Source organism: uncultured Mailhella sp. (genome assembly GCF_905187505.1).
Lineage (GTDB): Bacteria > Desulfobacterota > Desulfovibrionia > Desulfovibrionales > Desulfovibrionaceae > Mailhella.
On sequence record NZ_CAJJIC010000005.1, the window covers coordinates 12,377 to 38,375 of the forward strand.

The window sequence follows — 25,999 nt, forward strand, 5'->3', positions numbered from 1 at the left end:
TGAAGAAGAAAGGTTGACGAATCGCCGTTTCCGGCGCCTTCGAGTTTCATGCCTGAATGTATTCCGAGTCGTTCGCGCGTTCCGCGTTCGGGCGGAAGGCTCAGCGCGAGGCGCGCAGCTTTTCTATTTTCGCCTTTGAGTAGTTCACCAGACCGCCGCAGGCGATGAGGTTCTGCATGAAGGGCGGGAAGGGTTCGGCCTGAAAGGTTTTGCCCGTGCTTTCGTTGGTGATGACGCCCTTTTCAAAGTCCACGCTCACCGTGTCGCCTTCATGGATGTTCCGGACGGCTTCATCGCATTCCAGAATGGGGAGACCGATGTTGAGCGCGTTGCGGAAGAAGATGCGGGCGAAGGTGGAAGCGATGACGCAGGAAATGCCCAGATATTTGATGGACAGCGGTGCGTGCTCGCGGGAGGAGCCGCAGCCGAAGTTCTTGTGCGCCACCATGATGTCGCCGGGGCACACCTTCTTCACGAAGTCGGGATCTTCCGACTCCATGCAGTGGGAGGCCAGTTCCTTCGGGTCGGTCACGTTGAGGTACTTGCCGGGAAGAATGACGTCGGTGTTGACGTCGTCGCCGAAAACGAAGGCTTTGCCGCGTGCGTTCTGCATCAGTCCTCTCCTTCCTTGTCCATGATGGTTTCAGGGCTGACGATGCGGCCCGCTATGGCCGATGCGGCCGCCACGGCCGGGCTGCACAGATAGACTTCCGAGTCCACGTGTCCCATGCGGCCCACGAAGTTGCGGTTGGTGGTGGAGAGGCATTTTTCGCCCGCGGCGAGAATGCCCATGTGACCGCCGAGGCACGCGCCGCAGGTGGGCGTGCTTACCGCGCATCCGGCTTCCATGAAGGTGCGTATGTATCCCTTTTCCATGCATTCCATGTAAATGGAGGGCGTGGCGGGAATGACGATGACGCGCAGGCTGTCGCTTATTTTGTGTCCCTTGAGAATGCTTGCGGCCATGGCCATGTCTTCCATTCTGCCGTTGGTGCAGGAGCCGATGAACACCTGATCGAGCTTTACCTCGCCCACCTCGTCGATGGTGCGGGTGTTGGAGGGCAGGTGCGGGAAGGCGACGGTGGGACGGATGGCGGACAGATCGATGTCGATGGTCTTTTCGTACTCGGCGTCGGGGTCGGCCTCGTAGGCCGTCCAGTTTTTCTTGCAGTGCTTTTCAAGGTAGGCGCGGCAGATGTCGTCCACAGGGAAGGTGGCGTTCTTGGCGCCGGCCTCGATGGCCATGTTGGTCATGGAGAAGCGGTCGTCCATGGAGAGGTTCGCCACGCCGTCGCCGGAAAATTCCATGGAGCGGTAGAGCGCGCCGTCCACGCCTATGAGTCCTATGATGTGCAGCATGACGTCCTTGCCGCAGACCCATTTGCCGGGCTTGCCGGTAAGGTTGAAGCGTATGGCCGCCGGCACCTTGAACCAGTTTTCGCCCGTGGCCATGCCCATGGCGAGATCCGTGCTGCCCACGCCCGTGGAGAACGCGCCGAGCGCGCCGTAGGTGCAGGTGTGGGAATCGCCGCCGATGATGACTTCGCCGGGAGCCACGATGCCCTGTTCGGGCAGAAGAGCGTGCTCTATGCCCATGCGTCCCACGTCGAAGAAGTGGGTGAGCTCGTTTTCACGGGCGAATTCGCGGCACACCTTGCACTGCATGGCGGCCTTGATGTCCTTGTTCGGCGCGAAGTGGTCGAGCACCACCACGACCTTGTCCTTGTCGAAGACCCTGTCGGCTCCGGCCTTGCGGAATTCGGGAACGGCCAGCGCTATGGTGATGTCGTTGCCCATGACCACGTCGAGCTTCGCTTCGATGAGCTGGCCTGCGGTCACGCTTTCCAGTCCGGCGTGCGCGGCCAGTATTTTCTGAGTTACGGTCATGCCCATAGGGATATGTCCTTGTAGAAATGAGAAGATGCGTTTTTTCTGCCTTTCGGGGCAGCAGCAAAAAGTCCTTTCACGATAAAATAGCGGTTTGTCCTTGTCCAGAAGAAAGAAGGCAGACCTCCTGGCAGGACATAAGATTTCTCTATGGATATTCAGTTATTTTCTATGGTTGATTTTTTTATAAAATGCGTGTCCGGTCGATATGCCGGCAGGAGTGAGGAGAATCGGTGGATTCGGCACGATGAGAAGGGAGGCGGAGCGCGCGGCTTTGCCCGAGGGAGAGGACGGTTTCATGTCATGAAAAAGGACGGAGTTCGATGCTCCGTCCTTTTTCATTCAATGATCTGTTCTTATGGCATTAATCGCGTATTCGGCGACATCAGGACTTGTGAAGCATGATGTCGAGAATGACCTTGTCGGCTTCCTTCATGCCCGTGGAGCCGAGCCGGCCGAGGTTTGCGATGCAGGCTTCTATGTCGTCGTCCACGATGCCCTCGTTGCCGGGCACCACGGTGCCGCCGAGAGCGAGAAGCACGGCCTGAATGCCGGCGCCCACGGCCGTGGCCACCTTGAGGGCGCAGCTGCTTTTGGCGCCGTCGCATATCATGCCGGACACGTTGCCTACCATGTTGCGCACGGTGCGTTCCATGTCCTTGAGACCGCCGCCGAGCAGCAGGGCGATGCCGCAGGCCGAGGCCGTGCCCGCCACCATGGCTCCGCAGTGGGCGGAGAGACGGCCGAGGTGATGTTTGATGTGTATGGAGGTGAGATGGCTCACCATGAGAGCCCGAGCGAGCTTTTCGTCGTCGGCCTGGGTGCGTATGGCGCAGGCCACCACGGGCATGGTGCAGGTGATGCCCTGGTTGCCGCTGCCGGAATTGCTCATGACGGGCATCATGACCCCCGCCATGCGCGCATCGGCCGCGGCGGCCGTGAGCTTGGTGGCGAAGGTGGGCAGGTCGTCGGCCAGCACGTGATTGCGTATCTGCGTGTCCATCATCTTGCCCACGCCGAGGCCGTACTGCTGCCGGAGTCCTTCTTCGGCCACGCGGCGGTTCATGCGCGCGGCTTCCAGAATGAAGCTGATTTCCTCAAGGGGAGCCGTTACGGCAAATTCATAGATTTTGGCCAGCGTGAGGGGCCAGGGAGCGTCGGAGCCTTCCGGGGCGCTGTCGGCGTCTTCCTTGGCAAAGCTGAGCGCTCCGTTTTTCCATACGCGGGTGATGTTGTCGTGACTGCCCGCAAGCTCCGCGGCGGCGTTTTCGCTCCCGGCATGGACGGTGACGAGACAATAGAGAAGCTGGTCGTTGTCGGCCAGATGCAGGTTCACGGCGTTTCCTGCCGTCATGGCGCGGGCCTTGCCCGCCGTTTCTTCGGAAATGTCCCTGAGACATTCCAGTCCGAGCGCGCTTTTTCCGCCGAGCGCGCCTGCGGCGGCGGCCACGCCGAGGCCCATTTCACCCGTGCCGGGAACCATGACGCCCATGCCGTTCTTGAGAAGGTTGGCGCTGACGGCCACGTCCATGCGTTCGGGCGTTCTTCCGAGCTCTTCGGCTGCGCGCGCGGCGCACAGCGCCACGGCGATGGGCTCGGTGCAGCCGAGCGCGGGGACCACTTCCTTGTGAAGCAGGGAAATGAAAACGGAGCGTTCCTGTTCGTTCATGCTCATGTGCGTCATGCCTCGTTCTTGTGCTGGAGTTCGCCGAGCTGCTCGTTGCGGTTGAATATGCCCTCGAGCATGAGCGTGAGCGCACCGTCGCCCGTGATGTTGCAGGCCGTGCCGAAGCTGTCCTGAAGGGCGAAGATGGCGATGAGCAGGGCCACGCCGTTCTGGTCGAAGCCGAGCACGCCGGTCACGATGCCGAGGGAGGCCACCACGGTGCCTCCGGGAACGCCCGGAGCGCCCACGGCAAAGATGCCGAGAAGCAGGCAGAAGAGAATCATGACGCCGACGCTCGGCAGCGTGCCGTAGAGCATGAGGTGCAGGGTCATGCAGAAGAAGGTTTCCGTGAGCACGGAGCCGCACAGATGCACGGTGGAGCCCAGGGGAATCATGAATTCCACGAGGTTCTTGCTGAGCACGCGTGACTTGCGGGCGCACTCGAGGGCCACGGGAAGCGTGGCTGCGCTGGACATGGTGCCTACGGCGGTGAGGTAGGCGGGAGCGTAGTAGCGGAACACTTCCCAGGGATTGCGGCCGGAAAGCGCGCCGCCTATGCCGTAGAGCACGGCAAGCCAGATGAAGTGTCCCACGATGACGATGAGCACCATGGAGATGAACACCGGCAGATGCAGACTGAGAGAGCCCTCATAGGCGAGGCCGAGGAAGGACATGCCCACGAAGAAGGGCAGGATGGGAATCATGATGCGAACGACGAGGGAGCTCATGACGCGCTCAAGCTCGGAAAAGAGCCTTGCCATGTTTTCCGACTTCGTCCAGGTGATGGCCACGCCGAAGAAGAGCGCAAGAACAAGGGCGCTCATCACGCTGAAAAGCGGGGGAATGTCGAGTCGGAACACGATTTCGGGAAGCTTGCGCAGCGTTTCCGTGGAGGTGGCGATGGAAAGATGGGGAATGATGATGTAGCCGGAAATGGTGGAGAAGAAGGCCGCGCCTATGGAGGAGAGGTAGGCGATGGCCACGGCCGTGAACAGAATTTTGCTGGCGTTCTGACCGAGACGGACGATGGCCGGGGTGATGAAGCCCACGATGACGAGCGGCACCAGGAAGAAGATGATCTGGCCGAAGATGTAGCGCAGGGAAACCACGGCATCCATGAGGTGATGCAGCGGACTTTGCGTGTTGTTGCCGAGATACGTTCCTATGAGGGAACCTATCACGATGCCGGCCAGAAGTTTGAGAATGAGAGAAAAGTCAGCGGCCTTTGCGGACATGTCATGCCTCCATCATTAATAAAGTACGTTTTTGCGCTGTTAGCACAGGAATGACCTCTTCGCAACACCGACGCCGAAGCGGAACGACAGAAAAGGCCTGCGGCGCAAGCGTTCGAGAGCTCCTCGCGTCCTCCGGGAAAAGAGAGGAAAAACGGAAGAATTGCGCTTTGTTCTGACTTGCGCGGCGCTCGGTTCTGCGGAGAGGACGGGGACGGAAAAAGAGAGGGAAAGAGGGAAAAATGAAAAAATCTCGGAGAAAATGCTTGACGAAGGGCGAAAAGCTCTATAAAAATCGTCCTCACCGAACAATAAAGGCGCGTAGCTCAGGTGGCAGAGCACTTCCTTGACACGGAAGGGGTCAGCAGTTCAAGTCTGCTCGTGCCTACCACAAAAAACATCGGAAAGGGAGGCAGCGCCTCCCTTTTCTTTTTTGTTTTGTCAACTGTGATTTTTTTGGAGTTTTCCCATGCAGATATCCGTAGAAGGAAAGTTGGTTGAGGCCGCCGCCGGCGCTTCGTGCGCCGAGGTGCTGAAGCAGGCTCTTTCCGGCAAACGGTTCAAGGCCGCTCTTGCCTGCCGCGTCAAGACCGCAGACAAGGAAACGCTGCTCGATCTTTCTGCTGAAATGCCCGCCGATGCGCTGGAAGCCGCCCCCGTGACGGCTGAGGACCCCGAAGGGCTTCAGCTGCTGCGTCATTCCACTTCCCATGTCATGGCCGCCGCCGTGCAGAAGCTTTTCCCCGGCGTGAAGGTCACCATCGGCCCGTCCATCGACTCCGGCTTCTATTACGACTTCGACACGCCGCGTCCCTTCTCCCACGATGACCTTGAAGCCATCGAAAAGGAAATGCACGCCATCGTCTCCGCGAACGTTCCCTTCGAGCGTTCCGTCGTGAAGAAGGACGACGCCGTCGCCCTGTTCCGCGACAAGGGCGAGACCTACAAGGTGGAGATCATCGAGGGCATCGACGCCGATTCCGTGTCTCTGTACCGCTGCGGCGATTTTCTTGATCTCTGCCGCGGACCGCACATTCCCGGCACGGGCGCCATCAAGGCCTTCAAGCTGCTTTCCGTGGCCGGCGCCTACTGGCGCGGCGACGAAAAGAACCCCATGCTGTCCCGTATTTACGGCACGGCCTTTGCGGACGAAAAGGCCCTCAAGGAATATCTGAACGCCCTTGAGGAGGCCAAGAGACGCGATCATCGTCGTCTCGGCAAGGAACTCGGGCTGTTCTCCTTCCATGAAGACGTGGCTCCCGGCATGTCCTTCTGGCTGCCCAAGGGCATGATGCTCCGCACCATTCTTGAAGACTTCCTCGTTCGCGAACATCTCAAGCGCGGCTATGAGCTCGTGCGCGGCCCGCAGATTCTGCGCCGCGAGCTGTGGGAACGTTCCGGCCACTACGATCACTACCGTGAAAACATGTACTTCACGGAAATCGAGGGCGACGTGCACGGCGTGAAGCCCATGAACTGCGTGGGCCATATGCTCATGTACGGCGAAACCCTGCACAGCTACCGCGACCTTCCCGTGAGAATGTTCGAGCTCGGCGTGGTGCACCGTCATGAAAAGTCCGGCACGCTGCACGGTCTTCTGCGCGTGCGTCAGTTCACGCAGGACGATGCCCACATCATCTGCACCACCGAACAGCTTGAAGACGAAATCATCAACGTCATGCACCTTTCCGCTGACCTCATGGATCTGTTCGGCTTCAAGTACCGCATCTTCATTTCCACCCGCCCCGAGGACAGCATCGGCTCCGACGAGGCCTGGGAAAACGCCACGAACGCGCTCATCAAGGCCGTGGAGAAGGAAGGCAAGCCCTATCAGATCAACGAGGGCGACGGCGCCTTCTACGGTCCGAAGATCGATATCAAGGTCACCGACGCCATCGGCCGCGAATGGCAGCTTTCCACCATTCAGGTGGACTTCACCCTGCCTGAGCGCTTCGATCTCGTCTATGTCGGTCAGGATGGCGAACGTCATCGTCCCGTCATGCTGCACCGCGCCATTCTGGGATCCCTCGAACGCTTCATCGGCGTTCTTACCGAGCACTATGCCGGTGCCTTCCCTGCCTGGCTCGCGCCCGTGCAGGCCCGCATCGTCAACGTGACCGACGCCCAGATGGACTATGTCAAGGAAATGAAGGCCAGCCTCGCCGCCGCCGGTATCCGTGTGGAAACCGATCTGCGCAACGAAAAGCTGGGCTTCAAGATTCGCGAGGCCCAGATGGCCAAGATTCCCTACGTCCTCGTGGTGGGCGACAAGGAAGTGGCCGACAGAGGCTTCAGCGTCCGTCTGCGTTCCGGCGAGAACATCGGTTTCCGTTCCGTGGAAGATGTGATCGCCATGATCAAGGCGGACAGTGAGGAACCGTTCAAACGTGGAGGTATGAGCTATAGCTTCGCCTAACATGAGACCTCGCCGCGACGTGCCTCAGGACGGCGTGCGCCGCAACGAGCAGATTCGTGCCCGTGAAGTACGGGTGATTGGTCCGGAAGGTGAACAGGTTGGCATTCTTCCCTGTTCCGATGCCATTGCCATGGCCCATGAGGCCGGCTACGACCTGGTGGAAGTGGCCGCCAATGCGGAACCGCCCGTCTGCCGCATCATGGACTTCGGCAAGTTCAAGTACGAACAGCAGCAGAAGAAGAAGGAAGCCAAGCGTAACCAGACCGTGGTGCAGATCAAGGAAATCAAGGTTCGTCCCAAGACCGACGACCATGACTACGAGACCAAGCTGCGTCACATTCGTCGTTTTCTCACGGACGGAGACCGCTGCAAGGTGACGGTGTTCTTCCGCGGACGCGAGATCGTGCACAAGGACCGCGGCGAATCCATTCTGACCAAGATCATCGCCGACACCGCCGATGTGGGCAAGGTCGAACAGGCTCCCAGCGCCGAAGGCCGTACCCTTCAGATGCTGCTCATTCCTCTTCCCAAGAAGTAGTTCATCCTCCGGCACGGCGGGAATTTCCCGCCGTGCCGGTGAAATTTTCGCGGGACACCGCGATGGACGGAACATTCCGTCCCCGGAAGGAACGGACGAGAGGGCGCAGGGCGTTGTCGTGCGCGCTCCGGCTTGTATTTTTTGCTTGCAGATTATGCGAAAATGCTGCATAGTCGGTTCTTTCTGATGCCCAAATCGTGCGTGCCGCCTGCGGCGCGTCACGAATATCTAAGGAGTTGGTTATGCCCAAGATCAAGACCAGCCGTTCCGCCGCCAAGCGTTTCAGCACCACCGGCAGCGGCAAGTTCCGTCGTCGTCGTCAGAACCTGCGCCACATCCTCACCAAGAAGGATGCCAAGCGTCGTGCCCGTCTGGGCAAGGGCGCCCTCGTCGACAGCGCGAACCTGAAGGCCGTCAAGCGCCTCATGCCCTACGCGTAAGTCCTGCCCCTGCAGGTTGCGCAGTTTTTCGAATTTCGCCGCGTATGCGGCTCAACTCCCGCTGGCCTGATCTCCGCCTCGCGGGACTGAATGTGGAGGATTTTCCATGCGTGTGAAGAGAGGTCTTGCTGCCCATCGTCGGCACAAGAAATATCTGGATATGGCCAAGGGCTTCCGCGGCGGCCGCAGCCGTCTGTACCGCATTGCCCGCGAAGCCGTCGAACGTTCTCTGAATTATGCCTTTGAAGGCCGCAAGCTCCGCAAGCGCGCCTTCCGCCGCCTGTGGATCCAGCGCATCAACGCCGGCGCCCGCATCAACGGCCTGTCCTATTCCCGTCTGGTCAACGGCCTGAAGCTTGCCGGTGTGGAAATCAACCGCAAGATGCTCGCTGACCTCGCCGTGCGCGAAAAGGCCGACTTCGCCGCCATCGTCGAACTGGCCAAGTCCAAGCTGGCGTAGTTTCCTTTTCGGAACAGCCCGCGGCCCTTGCGGCCCGAGGCACCAGATGAAGCTTTTTGGGGAGTTTTTCCCCGTGGGGGTGCAGGGCCTGGCTCTGCACCCCCTTTTTCATATCTTTCATTCAGGCGCGCCTGAGGCGCTGCCTGCCACAAGGCCTTGCCATGGATTTCCTTGAACAATTGAATGGACTGGTCGGCAAGCTCGATGAACGCTTGAACCATATTTCGTCCGAAGCGGAACTGGAAGCGGCCCGCGTGGAATTTCTCGGCCGCAAGGGGCAGCTTGCCGAACTCATGTCGCACATGCGCGATCTTTCTCCCGAACAGCGCCCCGCCTTCGGACAGGCCGCCAACGCGGTGAAGCAGCGTCTCGTGGAGCTGTTTGAACAGCGTCTCGCCCGTCAGGAAGAGGAGAGGGAGGCAGCCTTCCTTGCCGGATTCGATCCCAGCCTGCCCGGCCGCAGCCTCTGGAACGGATCTCTGCATCCCATTACCCTGGCCATGCAGGAAGTGTGCTCCGTGTTTCAGCACATGGGCTACGAGATCGCCGGCGGCCCCGAGGTGGAAACCGACTTCAACTGCTTTGAAGCGCTCAACATGCCCCCCGAGCATCCCGCCCGCGACATGCAGGACACCCTGTACATTACCGACAAGGTGCTGCTGCGCACGCATACCTCCTGCGTGCAGGTGCGCACCATGATGAACCGCAAGCCTCCGCTTGCCGTCATCGGACCAGGCAAGGTGTACCGCCGCGACTCCGACGTGACCCACACGCCCATGTTCCATCAGATCGAGGGCCTGCTCGTGGACAGGCACGTGACCATGGCCGATCTGCGCGGCACGCTGACCGCCTTTGTTCGCGCCGTGTTCGGCGAGAAGACGCGCGTGCGCTTCCGTCCCAGCTTCTTCCCCTTTACCGAGCCCAGCGTGGAAGTGGACATGTCCTGCACGCAGTGCGGCGGTCACGGCCATGTGAACGGTCAGCCCTGCCGCGTGTGCAAGGGGTCCGGCTGGCTTGAAATTCTCGGCAGCGGCATGGTCGATCCGGCGGTGTTTGCTTCCGTCGGCTACAATCCCGACGAGGTTTCGGGCTTTGCCTTCGGCCTCGGCGTGGAACGCGTTGCCATGCTGAAGTACGGACTTACCGATCTGCGCATGAACTTTGAAAACGACGTGCGCTTCCTCCATCAGTTCCCTGCGTAGAGGGAGAATGGTGTGGTCGGGAAAAGGGCGGTCTCCGCTCCTGTTCCCCCGATTCCCGCGCCCCGTCGCTCCGACGGCGAGCAGCGGGGAGGGAAGGCCCCTTTCGGGGCGGACTTCCGAAAGACCATGACGTTTCATCCTCTGAGGAGAAAAAACATATGCTGCTGAGTTTCAATTGGCTGAAGGAATTTGTCCCGTACACGGGAACGGCGGAAGAGCTGGGCGACATGCTCACCATGCTCGGCCTTGAACTGGAAGAAGTGGTGCATCCCTACGCGGAAATCGAAGGCGTGGTCACCGGCCGCGTGCTTACCTGCGAGGCGCATCCCGATTCCGATCATCTTCATGTATGCACCGTGGACGTGGGCGCGGGCGAACCCCTCAACATCGTGTGCGGTGCGCCCAACGTGGCCGCCGGACAGCTCGTCGTGGTGGCTCCCGTGGGTTCGACGCTTCCCGGCGGGCTCGTCATGAAGAAGGCCAAGCTGCGCGGCGTGCCTTCCTTCGGCATGATCTGTTCCGAGCGCGAGCTCGGCCTTGCCGACGATCATTCCGGCATCCTCGTGCTGCCCGAACAGAACAGATCCGGCCGTCAGGTCATGCCCGGCGAAAAGTTCGTCGACGCCTATGAGCTGGACAAGGAAGTGCTGGACATCAGCATCACGCCCAACCGTGCGGACTGCCTTTCCGTGTACGGCTTCGCCCGCCTTGTGGGCGCCTATCTCAACCTGCCCGTGACCATGCCTTCCTTCCATCTGGAAGAGAAGGGCGAGGACATGAGCCGTGCCGTGCCCGTGGACGTGAAGGACGGCGGTCTCTGCCCCTCCTACATGGGCCGCATTCTGAAGGGCGCGAAGGTCAAGCCCTCTCCCGCCTGGATGCGCTACCGTCTGCACGGCGTGGGCGTGCGCGCCATCTCCAACCTCGTGGACGTGACCAACTACATTCTCATGGAGCTCGGTCAGCCCCTGCACGCCTTTGACCACAACAAGCTGGCGGGTGGCCGCATCATCGTGCGTCCTGCCGTGGATGGTGAGAAGCTCACCACCCTCGACGGTCAGGAACGTCTTCTCAAGGAAGGCGACGGCCTTATCTGCGACGCGGAAAAGCCGGTGGCCCTTGCCGGCGTCATGGGCGGTCTTGAAACCGAGATCACCGACGAGAGCGAGAGCGTGTTCCTGGAATGCGCCGTGTTCCGTCCCCGCTCCATCCGCATGACGGCCCGTCGTCTCGGACTGACCAGCGAGGCTTCCTATCGCTACGAGCGCGGCGTGGATCCCACCAACATGTCCTTTGCCCTGGATCGCGCGGCCGCGCTCATGGCCGAGCTGTCCGGCGCCGAGGTGTGCCGCGGCGTGTGCGAGTGCACGCCGAGCCCCTGGCAGGCTCCCGTGGTCCGCTTCCGCCGCAGCCGCGCCGAAGATCTGCTCGGCGTGGAGCTCACCGACGAGTTCTGCGCGAAGACGCTGGAGAGCCTCGGCTGCACCGTGGACCGCAGCGCGGGAGACGAGTGGAGCGTGAAGACTCCCGGCTGGCGCTATGATCTCACCCGCGAAGCCGATCTCATTGAGGAAGTGGCCATCTTCAAGGGCGTGGACAATCTCGGCGAAACGCTGCCTTCCATTCCGCAGACACTCTCTTCCTTCGGCGCTCCGGAAAGCCGTCATGCCTTCATGATGCGCGTGAAGAACTGGGCCGCGGGCCTCGGCCTCAACGAAGCCGTGAACTACAGCTTCGTAGGCAACAAGGATCTCGACTTCCTCGGACTGCCTGCCGAAGGCCGCGTGAACATCATGAATCCGCTCACCGCCGAGCAGGACGTGCTGCGTACCGAGCTTGCCCCCGGTCTGTTCCAGAACGTGCGTCACAACATTGCGCAGGGCGCCACGGGCATACGCCTTTTTGAAGTGGCCGAAGCCTTCTGTCAGGATGCGTCCAGCGACACCACGGTGAAGGAAGTGCGTCATCTTGCCGTGGTGCTCTACGGCTCCCGCTACGACGAGGCCTGGGCCCACAGGGACGAGGATCTCGATTATGTGGATTTGAAGGGCATCGTGGAAAAGCTCTTTGCCTTCCTGCATCTTCCCGTGCCGTCTTTTGCCATGGTGGAGCATCCCTATCTTGCTCCTGCCGTTCGCATGACGATGGAAGACGGTGCCGTCGCCGGTGTCATGGGTCGGCTCAAGCCTTCTCTGGCCGACGCCTATCTGGCCCGCAAGGCCGTGTGGTATGCCGATCTCGACCTCGATCTTCTGCGTGCCGCCTCTCAGGGCAGAAAGACGCAGTTCCAGGCCCTTCCTGTGTTCCCGGCCGTGCGTCGCGACATCACCTTCATCGCTCCCCGCTCCATGCACGTGGATGCCGTGCTTGCCGCCGTCCGCGGCGCGAAGACGAACCTCATGGAAAGCGTGGAGCTTCTGGACGTGTATGAGCCCAAGGGCGGCGAAGAGCGCAACATCACCTGCCGCATCACCTTCCGCAAGGCCGACCGCACCCTGCAGGACGGCGAGGTGGACAAGGAACGCGAAAAGATCGCCTCCTTCGTGGTGAAGAGCCTCGGCGTACGCATCTGACGCCTTTTCTTCAGACGCCTCGGGCCGCTTCCTTCTTCGGGGGCGGCCCTTTCTTTTTCCGGGAAAAGCGTACCGATGCTCTTGCCGGGCAGGCCCTGCGGCTTTACTTTCCATGACGGGCACGCCCAATGCGGCGCCTTCCGGTCGGAAGTAAGGAGTGTCGCACGGATTTTCTGTGGACATTGCAATACTTTGTCACGAAAAAACGACCGGAAAATTATGGCGCAAAAAAGAGGAGTGTGCCACAGGTAGAAAAAACGGATGACGGTGCGCCGGGGCAGACGTGCCGCATCATTTTTCACGACATGACCTTCCGGCAGATGCCGGATGTGCATACGAGGTGACTATGCGTTTTTTTAAGTTTTGTGCCGGAGTGGCGCTTGCCTTTTGTCTTGCTCTCGGAGGAACGGGAGCGGCGCAGGCAGTTTCCGACGTGCAGACCTTCCGTCTGGAAAACGGGCTGACCGTGCTTGTCCGGGAAGACAGTCGGTTTCCTCTGGTGTCGGTGCGTCTTTTCGTGAAGGCCGGTTCCGCCTGGGAAAAGCCCGAAGAAGCGGGCATGAGCCATCTTCTGGAGCATATGGTGTTCAAGGGATCCAAGACCAGCGGCCCCGGCGTGGACAAGCGCGTGGAGAACGCCGGCGGCTCCATGAATGCCTATACGTCCTATGACATGACCACGTATCTGACCGATCTTCCGGCCGCGAAGTGGAAGGACGCCATGACCGCAGTGCGCGATCTGGCCTTTGACCCGCTGCTCAGGCAGGCCGATCTCGATGCGGAACGGGAAGTCGTCATTGCCGAAAAGAAGCAGCGCGGCGACAATCCCATGACGAAGCTTTTTCAGACGGCGCTTGCCCATACTCTGAAGGGCACGCCCTATGAAACGCCCGTCATCGGCACGGAAGAGGCCCTTCGCGGCGTGACGCCCGACATGATGCGCGACTACATAAAGCGTCGCTACGACCCTCGCGACATGGTGCTTTCCGTGGCCGGCGACGTGAAGGCTTCCGAGATCGTCGCCGAGGCGAAGGCGCTGTTCGGCGGGTACGAGAATCACAACGTGCTCAAGGTGGAGCCTTCCATTGATCCCGCCACGCTTGCGCAGGGACTGGTGGTCGACGTGCAGGCCGGCCCTTGGGACAAGGCCTTCGTGTCTCTGACCTTCCCTCTGCCGGGCATGAAGAATGAACTCATGCCTGCGGCCGACGTGCTGGCGCATCTTCTGTCCGGCGACGACACGGCCCTTCTGCCGAAGCGCTACCGCATCGACACGTCCGTGGTGGACAGCGTGAGCGCCTCGGCCATGAGCTTTGAGAGAGCCGGAGTCTTTGCCGTTCTGGCTCAGCTTGATGCCGACAAGGTCGCGGACTATCTGCGCGACATGGGAAAGACGCTGGCGGACCTGAAGGCGTCCGACTTCACCGACGAGGAAATCGCCCGCGCGCGGCTGAACCTGGAAGACAGCTATCTGCGCGGCCTTGAGAACATCGCCGACATTGCCGAGACCATGGGCTCGGAATATTTCTACGATCCGTCGAGCGTGGGCGGAGAACGCTATCTTGCGGCCGTGCGCGGCGTGGGACGCGAGCAGATTCAGGCCGTCATCGACACCTGGCTGCGTCCCGACGCGCTCACCGTGTCCGCCCTCGTGCCGCAGGGAGAAAAAGGCAAGGCCGCCGTCGTGGACAACGACGGCGCCAGAGCCGCCGTGGTGCAGGGCTGGCCGGAGACGGGACGGACGGCGGTCTCCTCCTCTACGTCTGCGGACAAGGCGGCGGCGCTGCGCCCTGAGGTGATGAAGCTCGGGGACGGCCGCACGCTCGTGCTTCTGCCCGATCGCTCTCTGCCCTATGTTTCCGCCACGCTCAGCTTCTCCGGCGGCGAGCTTCTGGCCGCCGACGACGAGGAAGGTCTGGCCACGCTTGCGGCGGCCGTGCTCACCACGGGTACGAAGAACCGCAGTCTGAACGACATCAATGTCTATCTTTCCGGCCGGGCCTCCGGGCTTTCGGCGGGAAGCGGCCTGCGTTCGTTCAGCGTGCAGATGGATGCGCCCTCGCGCTTTGCGCCCGAGGTGTTCTCCCTCATGAAGGAAGTGCTGGAACAGCCTGCTTTCCGCGATGAGGACGTGGAGCGCGCGAAGCGCGAGCAGATAGCCTCCATCGTGAGCAGCGAGCAGAGCGCCATGGGGCTGCTCGGTCGCAACCTGCGTCATTTCCTGTTCGGCAAGGGGGCCTACGCCCACAGAACCGAAGGCGATCCTGCCGAGGTGGCGAAGTACACGGCAAAGGACGTGGAGGGATTCTGGAACAGGCAGAAGATGCGTCCGTGGGTGCTTTCCGTGGCCGGAGACTTCAATCGTGCCGAGGTGGAAGCCTTTGCAAAGTCTCTTCCCGCGCCGTCGGCAAAGGCGCTTGAAAGCTCAGCGCCTTCGTGGAACGAACGGAAGAGCTGGAGCATGACCCTGCCCGGCCGCAATCAGGCCGTATACCTCATGCTCTTCCCCACCGCGGGGTCGGAGACGGCCGACAGACCGGCGCTGCGTCTGCTTTCGGAGTGCCTCGGCGGATTCACCGGAAAGCTCTATCAGGAACTTCGTGAGAAGCAGAGTCTCGGTTATTCCGTGTTCCCCGTGGACTGGTCCGGGAAGGATACGGGTTTCCTTGCGTTCGGCATCATTGCCTCTCCTGAGAATCTGGACAAGGCAAAGGCCACCTTTGAAGCCATCGTCCGCGACCTGCATGAGAATCTGCTGCCCGAGGAAACGCTGGATCGCGCCAAGGCCGTGGCCGAGGCCGATTTCTACCGCGCGAGGCAGAGCCGCGCCATGCGCGCTGGCGAGGGGGCGGCCAACATCCTGAGCGGTCATGACCTTGACTACAGCCGGAAGAACCTTGAGGCCATGAAGGCCGTGGACGCAAAAACGCTGCGCGATACGGCCCGCAGATATCTGGACCTGAACAGGGCCTATGACCTTCGCGTGACGCCGTAGAAAGGCGCGTCGGGCCCTCCCGCTCAGGGAAGGGAAAACGACAGCCTGTGCCACCATGAATGAAGAAAGGGCGACGGAGGATTCCGTCGCCCTTTCTTGCGGAAGAAGGCGTCTTTTTCGTCGGAAGGGAAAAGTTAGCCGTGCGTTCCGTCTATGACGGGCACGGCGTCGCCCAGCTTTTTTTCTATGGCGGCCTTCATGGCTGCGGCATGAGGGCAGGGCATGTCGATGGGTCTGCCCTTGCCGATGCACGACGCCAGAAACACGACTTCGGCTCCGCGGTCGACCAGCATTTTCGCCCGGGCCACGGCTCTTTTTCCCGGACAGCCTCCGCAGCTCACAAAGCCCACCACTTCGCAGGGAGCGAAGGGTTCGAAGGCGAAGGTGCCTGCTCCGGCGCATTTGAAGTCCGTGGTGCCGGGGCACATGTCTTCCGTCTGCTGACAGCGTATGATGCCTATTTTTTTCATGATGTCCTCCTGGCTTGGCGCGTGGCGCGGCTCCGTTGAAGTGTATGACAGAAGCCTCGCCGTGCGCAAGTGAGAGCGGTTCGAAAAGATGGGCACAGCGTCTTTCTTGCAAAATATTTCATGAAGGGAAACAGTTTGAAACGTGACTTTCTTTGCAGCTCATGTAGAAGGGAGATGTCGAAGGTTGTCGACTCCCCTGGATAACCAGAGATTCTCATACTCTTCTCCTCCATACTCCCCTTTTCAGTCCGGCCGGCTCGTCGCTCCACGAACCGGCCGGTTTTTTGCTGCTCAAAAGAGGCGGGCGGCATGGCCGCGACTTGCCGGAAGAAGTGCGGAGCCTCTTGCCGGAGGGGCATGAAAAAAGGCCGGACGCGTGGCCCGGCCCTGTGCATGCGGTTCATGAAAAGGCGGATAGTCAGCTCCCGGACGGTTCTTTTTTCTCTTCCGGCAGTTTTTCCGCCAGTATCTTGTCCACCATGTTGCCGTCCATGTCCACGACCTCGAAGCGCCAGCCCTGCCACGTGACATGATCGCCCTCCCGGGGAATGCGGCCGGTGAGATACATGAACATTCCGCTCAGGATGGTGTAGTAGCCCTTGTCCTCGTCGGGAAGGGTCTGGATGCCGAGTCTGTCCTTCAGCTCGGGAACGGGAATGCTTCCGTCCATGAGCCAGCTGCCGTTTTCCCGCTGCACGGCCCAGGCGTCTTCGTGGGGGTCGCCTATCTGTCCGGCCATGACCTTGAGAAGGTCACGCGGCGTGACGATGCCCTGCAGGGTTCCGTATTCGTCCACAATGAAGGCCATGTGCAGCCGCTGTTCCTGAAAGCGCTTCAGAAGTTCCAGACTGGTGAGGGCTTCCGGCACGAAAACGGGAGGAACGCTTTGTTCCTCAAGTTCACGGGAGAAGGTTTCCGCATCCGGCATCGTTCCGGCGCACAGCAGAAGAGCCTGATTGGTGCGGATGACGCCCGTGAGATTGCCGAGTCCCCCGCGGCAGACGGGAAGCCAGGAGTGTTCGAACCGGCCCAGCGTTTTCAGATTTTCTTCCGGGGACAGCGTGGTGTCCAGAAAGCGTATGTCGGCCCGGGGAACCATGATGGAACTTACCGGCCGGTCGTCGAGCCGGAACACGTTGCGGAGCATGTCGCGCTGACGGCTTTCAATGGCTCCGGCTTCCGAGCCTTCATCGATCATGGCCTGTATTTCCTCTTCCGTGACGGCCTGACTGTCATTCTGGCGGGCACCGAGAAGACGGAGAATGAGGCTGGTGGAGCAGGAGAGAAGCAGCACGAAGGGGGCGCTTATGGTGGCCAGCGCCGTCATGGGCCGGGCCACGAGGCAGGCCATTCTTTCCGGTGCGATCTGTCCGAGCCGTTTGGGCACCAGCTCGCCGACGACAATGGACAGATAGGTGACGGCAATGACCACGATCACCGTGGCCAGCATTCCTGAAGTGGAAGAGGGAATGCCGAGGCTTTCCTGCATCCAGGCGGAAAGAGGACCGGCGAGTGCGGATTCGCCGAAGATGCCGCTCAGGAGACCTATGGAGGTGATGCCTATCTGTATGGCGGACAGAAAGCGGGTGGGATTTTCGCCGAGGCGGATGGCCGCCTGTGCCGACTTGTCTCCGGCGGAGGCTTTTACCGAAAGCCTTGCCTTGCGTGCCGTGACGAGCGCGATTTCGGACATGGCAAAAATGCCGTTCAGAACGATGAGGACTATAAGAATGAATATTTCCATGAAACAATTGTCATGATAATCTTGCCTGTGTCAACATATTTTTAATATTTTGTATGCATCATAGTTTTTTACATGAATTTGCTTTTAATGTCGATGAATACAAGATATGTATTTTGCCATGTTTTTATGAATATAAATGATATTGATCGTATTGATGCTCTGAATGTTTGAAAGCAGAGAATTTTTCTTCCGTAATTGAGTGCGTCGTGAGGCTGAACATTGCGAACGGCAACGGACGAAAAAACTTTTTTGTCATGCCGATGCGGAGCACCGGAGAGCCATGCTCTTTCTGCGGCATTTCTCAGACGATGCGTTGCGGAATGAAGAACAATAATGTTTCACTGCTGCATGGTTGCCGTGCAAGGGCTTTGCGCCTATGCTCAAAGACAGGTTTCCGACGGACGGTTGTGATGCGTTCTTCGGAAAGCGTTTTTTCGGAGATGCATCATGAATCGCCTTCTTGCCCTGTTCACGCAGTGGGCACTGCTTGTAGCCATAGTGACCGGAGCCCTGGGCCACGCCTTCTTTTCCCGTTTTTCCCCGCTTTCGCCGTTTCTGCTCATGGCGATGCTGTTGTTCACGTTCTGCGGAATGTCCCTGAAAACGGTGCGCATTCACAGACTGCACGTCATTCTTCTTGGCCTGCAGATGGCCGGCAGTCTGATTTTCTACATGATTCTCGAGCAGTGGAACGACCTTGCGGCGCAGACCGTGGGACTCATCATGCTCGTGCCCACGGCGACGGCGGCCGCCACCATCACCGGCATGCTGGGCGGCAGCGTGGGGTTCCTTGCGACGTACGTGTTCCTCGGCACCTTTTCGTCCATTGTGGCCGCGCCGCTTCTTGTCCCGATGATGGCTCCCGGCCATGTGGACATGCCTTTTTTTGCTTCCATGATGTCCGTGCTGTTTCAGGTGGGGCCCATTCTCGTTCTGCCTCTGGTCTGCGCGCTTCTGCTTCAGGCCTTTGCCCCGAACGTCTGCAACGTCATTGTCCGTCACGGGAGCGTGTCCTACTATCTGTGGGTGCTCATGATACTCATTCTCATGGGCAGCACGTTCGACATGCTTCTTGCTCCCGGCAGAAAAGACGTCGGCATGGAGGCGCTGATTGCCGGTTCCGGGGTTCTTGTGTGCATGCTGCAGTTTCTGGTGGGCAAGTTCGTGGGCGGATTGTATCATCACCGCATTTCCGCCGGTCAGGCGCTGGCCCAGAAGAATCTCATGCTGGCCATGTGGCTGGCCTTTCAGTATTTCGATCCGCTGGTGGTGGTCGGGCTTGCCGCCTATTCCATCGCGCAGAACGTGTTCAATGCCACGCAGCTTTGGCTTAAGGGGCGCATGGATGAAAGAGTGAGACGGAGGCTGCACGTCTATCACGAAAAAAAGCACGCCGCTTCCGGTCATGCGGAGGACAAGGCGTGATGCGACGGGGCGGTTCCGTCTTCGGGACGGGCGTCGGGAACCGTGACGGGAGGAGGGCTCATGAAGGTATGCCTGCTGCAGATGGATGTTGTGAAGGGAAACAGGGAAGCCAACCGGAATGCGGTGCGCCGTCTGACGGCGCAGGCCATGGCGTCGGAATGTCCGCCGGACGTCCTGATTCTGCCCGAGCTCTGGTCCACGGGATACGAGCTTGAACGGGCCCTCGGGCTTTCCTCTCCCATGGGCGGGGATGATGCGGCGTTTCTCGGCGCTCTGGCGAGGGAATATCATGTGGCCTTTGCGGGCGGTTCCGTGCTCTCTGAAAGGGATGGAGCCGTGTACAACAGGGCGCAGGTCATCGAACGGGACGGCAGGTATGTGACCGGCTATGACAAGGTGCATCTGTTTTGTCTCATGGAGGAACACAGGTACCTGGCTCCGGGGCGTGAACGGCGTCTGTTCGACATGGGCGGGATGCGCTGCGCGCTGGCCATATGCTACGACATACGCTTTTGCGAGTTCATACGGGCGCTTGCCGTGAACGGAGCGGAGGCTCTTTTTGTCAGCGCCGAGTGGCCGGCGGTGCGTCGGGATCACTGGGAAACCCTGCTGCGCGCCCGGGCCGTGGAAAATGAGATGTACGTGGTGGCCTGCAACCGCTGCGGAACTTCGGGTGCGGAGACCTTTGCCGGAAGTTCCATGATCATTGCCCCGGACGGAACGGTGCTCGCCCATGCCGGAGAGAGGGAGGAAATTGCGGGAGCGGAACTTGAGCTTTCCTCCGTCCGGCGCATGAGGGAGACCATACCCGTGTTTTTCGACCGGGTTCCCGAGCTTTACCGATGAGGGGCGGGACTTCTTCTTGAACGGGCGGCCTTGCGGTCTGCGGGGCATGAAAAAAGGGCCTTCGGTGTCGAAGGCCCTTTTTTCATGCGGACGGCGTTTGCCGGAAGGTTCCGGCAAAGGCGTCGTCATATCTTTATGATGCCGAGAGTCGCAGCCACGGAGGAGACGAGCACCACGAGCAGCAGCAGGGGAGCCAGCCAGGAAATGCAGATGCGGAAGATTTTTTCGCCGTGGAAGGCGGAGGAGATCTTCACTTCGGAAATGAGGTTTTCTATGCCCACGATGCGGCCGATGAGCAGGCAGGTGAGCATGGCGGCCAGAGGACAGAGGATGAGGCTGGCAAGGAAGTCCATCATGTCGAGAATGCTGAGACCGGCAATGGAGATGAAGTCCCACACGCCGAAGCCGAGGGAGCAGGGCACGCCGAGGGCGATGGCTTCAAAGGTCATGAACAGGGCGCTTTTTCTGCGCGACCAGTGGAGTTCGTCGGTGAGGGTGGAAACGCAGGTTTCCATGATGGAAATGCTCGAGGTGAGCGCCGCAAAGAACACCATGAGGAAGAACACGGCGCCGATGATGCCGCCGAAGTCCATGCTTTCAAAGATCTTGGGTATGGTGATGAACATGAGCGAGGGGCCGGCGTTCAGCGCCTCGGCGGTGCCGCCGGAGAAGGCGAACACGGCGGGAATGATCATGAAGCCGGCCAGCGTGGCCACGAGTGTGTCCATGAAGCCGATGCTGTAGGTGGCCTGTTCGACGTTGACGTCCTTCTTCATGTAGGAGCCGTAGGTGATGAGAATGCCCATGCCTATGGACAGCGAGAAGAAGAGCTGTCCGCAGGCGGCCACCACGGTCATGATAGAGAATTTGGAGAAGTCCGGCACGAGATAGTAGTAGATGCCCGCGCCCGCTCCGGGACGGGTCATGGAGTACACGGCCACGATGACGGCGAGAATGAGCAGCAGAGGCATCATGACGCGCGAGGCGCGTTCAATGCCGCCTTCCACGCCCTTGAGGATGATGCCGAGGGTGCAGCCGAGGAAGATGAGATTCCAGATGATGGGCTCAAAAGGTGAGGAGATGAAGCTGCCGAAATATCCGTCTCCGGCCACGAGGGTCACGTCGCCCACCACGTATTCAAACAGATATTTGATGATCCAGCCGCCGATGAGGCAGTAGTAGGGCAGAATGAGCATGGGGACGACGGCGTTTATCCAGCCGCCGAACACGAGGAAGGGATTGCGCTTCATCTGACCGAAGGCGCGGTAGGCGCCCACGGGACTGAGTCTGGTCTTTCTGCCGAGGCTGGTTTCGGCCACGATGAGCGCATAGCCGAAAGTGAGCATGAGAATGAGATAGACCAGCAGGAAGATGCCTCCTCCGTATTTGGCGGCGAGGTAGGGAAAACGCCAGATGTTGCCAAGACCTACGGCAGAACCGGCCACGGCGAGAATGAAACCTATGTTGCCGGAAAAGAGGCCGCGGGCACTGCCTTTGCCTGAATCGGAAGATGCCTGCTGGGACATGCGTGACTCCTGAAAGAAAAAGTGTTCGCAACAGAGTATAAGAAGGATGAGAAAATGACAAGCCGGAAATGTCTTTTTGTTCAGACCGGAGCCGGAATGAATCGCATGGACGTTGCGGCGAGGCGTTGTCGCAGGAGCATGACGGCACTGTGCCATCATATCTTCATGAAATGTTCATCGGAGCGTGACGTATCTTTTTTTCCGGCATGGTATCCTGCTTCGTGATTCGCGCCGGAACGGGGACGCGTGATAAAGTTGCCGGGTTCCGTCTGCGTATCATCGTTTTTTCAAAAGCGGTCTGCTAGGCTTTTTGAGAACGGAAAAACGGCCGGTCCGTTTCATGGAAGCGGGCGCATGACCGAACCTTTCACCCGGAGGGCATCATGGAAGCAAGAGCGCTTGAACGTCTGAACGCGGAACTTGCCGAGGAACAGGAAAGACTGCAGTATCTGCAGGGACTTTTTCAGGGCGAAGCCATGCCGGACATGCTGGACGACGCCATGCATATGGAGTCCGTGCGCTTTGCCGGAGCTCTTGCGGACCGCAGCGCAAGAAGACTCAGTCTGCTGCGCAGACTTTCGCTCGGCGGCTCGTGGGGCGAGAGATACTGCGAGGACTGCGGCGAGCTCATTCCGCTTTCCCGCATACTCGCCGCACCGGAATGCGTGTGCTGCCGAGACTGTCAGGCCCTGCGCGACGGGGAGACGGCGCCCGACACGGAGGACTGATTGTGTCTTCGGATGTCATAGGACTGTAATATTGATGTCACATGGCTCTGGCATTCTTCTCCGAAATCAATAAGACAGCTGACAACGGAGTAAGGGTATGTCGTTTTTTACAGCCATGCAGCTTCTCGGCGGTGTGGGTATTTTTCTGTACGCCATCAAGCTCATCAGTGAATCCCTGCAGATGGTAGCCGGCGAGAGGCTGCGCAACATCATAGGAATGTTTACGAAAACGCCCGTCATGGGCGTTTTTTTGGGCACGGCGGTCACCATGGTCATCCAGAGCAGCAGTGCCACCACCGTCATGACGGTGAGCTTCGTGGATGCCGGACTCATGAATCTCATGCAGGCCATAGGCGTCATCATGGGCGCCAACATCGGCACCACCGTCACGGGGCAGATTCTGGCGTTCCGGGTCAAGGATCTGGCGTACCTGTTCGTGATCGTCGGCGTGCTGCTCATTTTCGTGTGTTCCTCCAAAAAGCTCAAGCACGTGGGCGAAGGCCTGCTCGGCTTCGGTCTGCTCTTCATAGGCATGCAGACCATGGAAAGCTCCATGGCCTTTCTGCGTGACAGGCAGGACATCTTCCTTGCCTTCAGCGACAATCCGCTGCTCGGTCTTGCCGCGGGCATGTTCCTTACGCTGCTCGTGCAGTCCAGCTCCGCCACGGTGGGCCTGACCATCGCGCTCGGCGTGCAGGGCCTGCTTCCCCTCGAAGCCGCCATACCCATTATTTTCGGCGACAACATAGGCACCACGATCACCGCCGTGCTTGCCGCTCTCGGCACGGGACGGGCCGCCCGTCAGGCCTGTGCGGCGCACGTGCTGTTCAACGTCATAGGCGTGTGCATCTGGCTGCCGCTCATGCCCCTGTGGATAGGCTTCATCGAGGCTTCCTCCTCGTCCATCGGGCATCAGATCGCCAACGCTCATACCATGTTCAACATTTGCAATACGCTTCTGTTCCTTCCCTTCGTTCGGCCTTTCGCGGCGCTCATCCGCAAGATCATTCCCGATGTCGAACGCGTCGACCGTCGGGACGCCGTGTACCTTGATCCGCTGCTCATCCAGCGCACGCCCGTGGTGGCGGTGAGCGCCGTGAAGCATGAGTGCAGGCACATGGGAGAGATTGTGCTCGACCTTCTGGACCGCACGGAAAAGGTGTTCTTCGAACATAAGGAAGAGGAAAAGGATGAAGTGCTTCGTCTGGAAGAGAAGCTGGACGGACTGGAAGAGTCCATACGCAGCTATGCCTCCGACATCATGCAGACCGGCCTTGACGGAAAGGACGCCGAAATGCTTGAGGCCTGCGTGGTGAGCGCGGGCGATCTTGAGCGCATAGGCGACAAGGGAAAGCGGCTCATCGATTTTTATGAATACCGCAAGAAGAGAGGCGATGATTTCTCTGTCGAAGCCATGAAGGAAGTGCGCTCCCTCTTCCATGAGACGCGCAGGTCCGTCCGGCTTGCGCTGGCCGTGTTTGACGCCGAACCGTTCACCGAAAAGGACAAGGCCGCGCTGGACGGCCTGGCCGACCGGGTGCGCGAACAGGAATCCCAGCTTCGGGCAAGCCATGCTTCCCGGCTCAGCTCCGGTCACTGTTCTCCCGAATCCGGGCTCGTGTTCATCGACGTGCTTGGAGCCATAGAACAAATGGCGTATCGTTCAAGAAAGATTGCCGACCACATGGCCGGACAGCAGCACGCGGAGGCATGAGTCGTGGCTGAAAAGAAAGACAAGACTTCGGAAACGCAGCAGACGACAGGTCAGAAGAAGATCGATCTCTCGGCGCAGGATTATTACCTGAACAGAGAACTGAGCTGGCTCGATTTCAACGCCCGTGTTCTTGAAACGGCGCTGGACGAGAGGCTCCCCCTTCTGGAACAGACCAAGTTCCTTGCCATATTCTACAACAATCTTGACGAGTTCTTCATGGTGCGCGTGGCCAAGGTGCTGCGTCAGTACCGCGAGGGCGCCGCCAGCTCCGAGGCGGACCGCATGACGCCCGCGCGTCAGCTTGCCGAAATACGCCGCAAGGCTTCGGCCCTGCTTTCCATGGCCAGCGAGCACTGGCAGAAGAAGCTTGTTCCGCTGCTTCGGGAAAGAGACGTTCACCTTGTGCACTATGACGAGCTTACGGAAAAGCAGCGGCGTTTTCTGCTGGCCTATTTCCGCGACGAGATCTATCCCGTGCTCACGCCGCAGGCCATTGATCCCGGGCATCCCTTCCCCACCATTTCCAACCTCAGTCTGAACTTCATCATCCGTCTTCAGGGCAGGGACGGCATCGCCCGCTTCGCAAGACTGCGCTGTCCGAGCAACGTGCCGCGCTTCATCTTCATTCCCCGCAACAAGGAAGCCAAGACCTACGCGTCGCTGGGGCTCAAGGCCAACGTCCGCGACGCGGACATTCTCCTTCTCGAGGAGCTCATCGAGGAACATCTCGGCCTTCTCTTCCCCGGCTATACGGTGATGGATTCAGGGCTGTTCCGCATTACGAGAAATACCGACGTCAACATCGATGAGGACGACAGCGACGATCTGCTTGAAGCCGTGCAGGACATGGTGGAGCAGCGCCGCTTCGGCGGAGTGGTGCGCCTTGAGACGGCGCGCGGCATGTCCACGGATCTTTCGGAATTTCTCATCAAGCATCTGGGGCTCAAGCCCTTCCAGGTGTACCGGGTGAAGGGGCCGCTGGCCTTTGCGCAGTTCATGTCCCTGTACGGACTCGACAGACCCGGCCTCAAGATTCCGAGCCACAGTCCCGCGGTGCCCGCCATCCTGCAGACGGACAGCCTTTTCCGCGTCATTCATAAGCAGGATGTGTTTCTGCATCACCCCTACGACAGCTTCACTCCTGTTCTGGACTTCGTGCAGAAGGCCGCCGAGGACCCGGACGTCATTTCCATCAAGCAGACGCTTTACCGCGTGGGCAACGATTCGCCCATCGTGCGTTCGCTCATCGAAGCGCGCAGGCACGGCAAGCAGGTGACGGCCGTGGTGGAACTCAAGGCCCGTTTCGACGAAGAGCGCAACATCAACTGGGCGGAGGAGCTGGAGCGCGAGGGGGTGAACGTGGTGTACGGCTTCGTGGGCATGAAGATTCACGCCAAGCTCTGCCTTGTGGTGCGCCGCGAGGCAGAAGGCGTGGTGAGCTATGCCCACATAGGCACGGGCAACTACAACGCCTCCACGGCCAGAATGTATACCGACATGGGCATTCTGACCTGTCAGCCCGATATCTGCGCCGACATGGCCGATCTTTTCAACGTCATGACGGGTTATGCGGAAAAGGACAATTACCGCGAGCTTCTCGTGTCGCCGAGCGCCATGCGTCGCAGGCTCATAGAACAGATACAGAACGAAATCGCCGTCTGCGCCCGCGGAGGCGAGGGCGAGATCATCATGAAATGCAACCAGCTCGTGGACCGCAAGATCATCCGCGCGCTGTATGCTGCATCCATGGCAGGCGTGAAGGTGAACCTCATCGTGCGCGGCATATGCTGTCTCATTCCGGGACTTCCGGGCGTGAGTGAGAACATCACGGTACGGTCCATCGTGGGGCGCTTTCTTGAGCATGCCCGCGTGTACTGGTTCCACAACGGCGGAGACTCCTGCATGTTCATGGGCAGCGCGGACATGATGTCCCGCAACCTGGACCGTCGCATAGAAGTGCTTGCGCCCGTGCTCGACGAGAACATACGCCGCACCCTGCTCGGAGTGCTCAGGCTCCAGCTTGCCGACAACATGCAGGCCTGGGAACTGCGCAGCAGCGGCGCTTATGTGCGTCTGCATCCTGCGGAAGGCGGCGAGCCGGTGAACTCTCAGGAACTTCTTCTGAAGCGCTGAGTCA

19 protein-coding genes and 1 tRNA gene are annotated in these 25,999 nt (G+C 59.8%); 13 read left to right on the plus strand and 7 right to left on the minus strand.

Annotated elements, in window-relative coordinates:
• Nucleotides 1-100 precede the first annotated feature (100 nt).
• The 4 genes from QZZ60_RS01310 to QZZ60_RS01325 form a co-directional block, all read right to left on the minus strand.
• Nucleotides 101-613 carry a 3-isopropylmalate dehydratase small subunit gene (locus QZZ60_RS01310; RefSeq protein WP_295636731.1) on the minus strand — a complete coding sequence of 171 codons (513 nt, stop codon included), beginning with the start codon at nt 611-613 and terminating at the stop codon, nt 101-103.
• A complete protein-coding gene (gene leuC / locus QZZ60_RS01315; protein ID WP_295636733.1) occupies nt 613-1,893 on the minus strand; it encodes a 3-isopropylmalate dehydratase large subunit in 1,281 nt (426 codons plus the stop codon). The genes QZZ60_RS01310 and leuC overlap by 1 nt, the downstream gene beginning before the upstream one ends.
• Nucleotides 1,894-2,272: 379 nt before the next feature.
• Nucleotides 2,273-3,562, minus strand: a complete 1,290-nt coding sequence (locus QZZ60_RS01320; RefSeq protein ID WP_295636736.1) for a serine dehydratase subunit alpha family protein — start codon at nt 3,560-3,562, stop codon at nt 2,273-2,275.
• Nucleotides 3,563-3,567: 5 nt separating this feature from the next.
• Nucleotides 3,568-4,788, minus strand: coding sequence for a dicarboxylate/amino acid:cation symporter (locus tag QZZ60_RS01325; RefSeq protein WP_295636739.1), 1,221 nt, complete (start codon nt 4,786-4,788; stop codon nt 3,568-3,570).
• Between the two features lie 312 nt (nt 4,789-5,100).
• Here QZZ60_RS01325 and QZZ60_RS01330 point away from each other — a divergent pair.
• From QZZ60_RS01330 to QZZ60_RS01365, 8 genes are all read left to right on the plus strand, one after another.
• Nucleotides 5,101-5,176: transfer RNA gene (locus tag QZZ60_RS01330), tRNA-Val, on the plus strand.
• 78 nt (nt 5,177-5,254) lie between these two features.
• Nucleotides 5,255-7,201: a threonine--tRNA ligase gene (thrS, locus tag QZZ60_RS01335; RefSeq protein ID WP_295636742.1), complete on the plus strand. Its 1,947-nt coding sequence runs from the start codon at nt 5,255-5,257 to the stop codon at nt 7,199-7,201.
• Between the two features lies 1 nt (nt 7,202).
• Nucleotides 7,203-7,739 (plus strand): translation initiation factor IF-3, encoded by a 537-nt coding sequence (infC, locus tag QZZ60_RS01340; protein ID WP_294445932.1) that lies wholly within the window; start codon nt 7,203-7,205, stop codon nt 7,737-7,739.
• A gap of 242 nt (nt 7,740-7,981) precedes the next feature.
• The gene (gene rpmI, locus QZZ60_RS01345; RefSeq protein WP_077071977.1) at nt 7,982-8,179 is read left to right on the plus strand and encodes a 50S ribosomal protein L35; all 198 of its coding nucleotides are present in this window, start codon (nt 7,982-7,984) and stop codon (nt 8,177-8,179) included.
• Between the two features lie 106 nt (nt 8,180-8,285).
• Complete coding sequence (rplT, locus tag QZZ60_RS01350) at nt 8,286-8,639, plus strand: 50S ribosomal protein L20 (protein WP_294445933.1); 354 nt, start codon at nt 8,286-8,288, stop codon at nt 8,637-8,639.
• Between the two features lie 161 nt (nt 8,640-8,800).
• Entirely contained in the window at nt 8,801-9,841 is a 1,041-nt protein-coding gene (gene pheS / locus QZZ60_RS01355; protein WP_295636749.1) for a phenylalanine--tRNA ligase subunit alpha, read from the plus strand.
• Nucleotides 9,842-9,999: 158 nt separating this feature from the next.
• Nucleotides 10,000-12,414, plus strand: a complete 2,415-nt coding sequence (gene pheT / locus QZZ60_RS01360; RefSeq protein ID WP_295636752.1) for a phenylalanine--tRNA ligase subunit beta — start codon at nt 10,000-10,002, stop codon at nt 12,412-12,414.
• 346 nt (nt 12,415-12,760) lie between these two features.
• A complete protein-coding gene (locus QZZ60_RS01365; protein WP_295636755.1) occupies nt 12,761-15,409 on the plus strand; it encodes a pitrilysin family protein in 2,649 nt (882 codons plus the stop codon).
• A 134-nt stretch (nt 15,410-15,543) separates the two neighbouring features.
• On the opposite strand, the gene QZZ60_RS01370 is transcribed toward QZZ60_RS01365, so the two are convergent.
• Both QZZ60_RS01370 and QZZ60_RS01375 read right to left on the minus strand, forming a co-directional pair.
• Nucleotides 15,544-15,879: a CGGC domain-containing protein gene (locus QZZ60_RS01370; protein WP_295636758.1), complete on the minus strand. Its 336-nt coding sequence runs from the start codon at nt 15,877-15,879 to the stop codon at nt 15,544-15,546.
• A 418-nt stretch (nt 15,880-16,297) separates the two neighbouring features.
• Complete coding sequence (locus QZZ60_RS01375; protein WP_295636761.1) at nt 16,298-17,623, minus strand: hemolysin family protein; 1,326 nt, start codon at nt 17,621-17,623, stop codon at nt 16,298-16,300.
• Between the two features lie 447 nt (nt 17,624-18,070).
• Here QZZ60_RS01375 and QZZ60_RS01380 point away from each other — a divergent pair, with 447 nt between their 5' ends.
• Nucleotides 18,071-19,048 carry a symporter gene (locus tag QZZ60_RS01380; RefSeq protein WP_295636764.1) on the plus strand — a complete coding sequence of 326 codons (978 nt, stop codon included), beginning with the start codon at nt 18,071-18,073 and terminating at the stop codon, nt 19,046-19,048.
• Between the two features lie 60 nt (nt 19,049-19,108).
• Nucleotides 19,109-19,894, plus strand: coding sequence for a carbon-nitrogen family hydrolase (locus QZZ60_RS01385; RefSeq protein ID WP_295636768.1), 786 nt, complete (start codon nt 19,109-19,111; stop codon nt 19,892-19,894).
• Between the two features lie 125 nt (nt 19,895-20,019).
• Here the strand turns inward: QZZ60_RS01385 and QZZ60_RS01390 are convergent, their stop codons facing one another.
• Complete coding sequence (locus tag QZZ60_RS01390) at nt 20,020-21,420, minus strand: sodium-dependent transporter (protein WP_295636771.1); 1,401 nt, start codon at nt 21,418-21,420, stop codon at nt 20,020-20,022.
• A gap of 383 nt (nt 21,421-21,803) precedes the next feature.
• Between QZZ60_RS01390 and QZZ60_RS01395 the strand changes: the two genes are divergently transcribed.
• The 3 genes from QZZ60_RS01395 to ppk1 all read left to right on the plus strand — a co-directional run bounded on the left by QZZ60_RS01395 (nt 21,804) and on the right by ppk1 (nt 25,995).
• Complete coding sequence (locus QZZ60_RS01395) at nt 21,804-22,148, plus strand: TraR/DksA C4-type zinc finger protein (protein WP_294445946.1); 345 nt, start codon at nt 21,804-21,806, stop codon at nt 22,146-22,148.
• Between the two features lie 97 nt (nt 22,149-22,245).
• Nucleotides 22,246-23,862 carry a Na/Pi cotransporter family protein gene (locus QZZ60_RS01400; RefSeq protein WP_295636775.1) on the plus strand — a complete coding sequence of 539 codons (1,617 nt, stop codon included), beginning with the start codon at nt 22,246-22,248 and terminating at the stop codon, nt 23,860-23,862.
• Nucleotides 23,863-23,865: 3 nt separating this feature from the next.
• Complete coding sequence (ppk1, locus tag QZZ60_RS01405; RefSeq protein ID WP_295636779.1) at nt 23,866-25,995, plus strand: polyphosphate kinase 1; 2,130 nt, start codon at nt 23,866-23,868, stop codon at nt 25,993-25,995.
• Nucleotides 25,996-25,999: the final 4 nt, after the last annotated feature.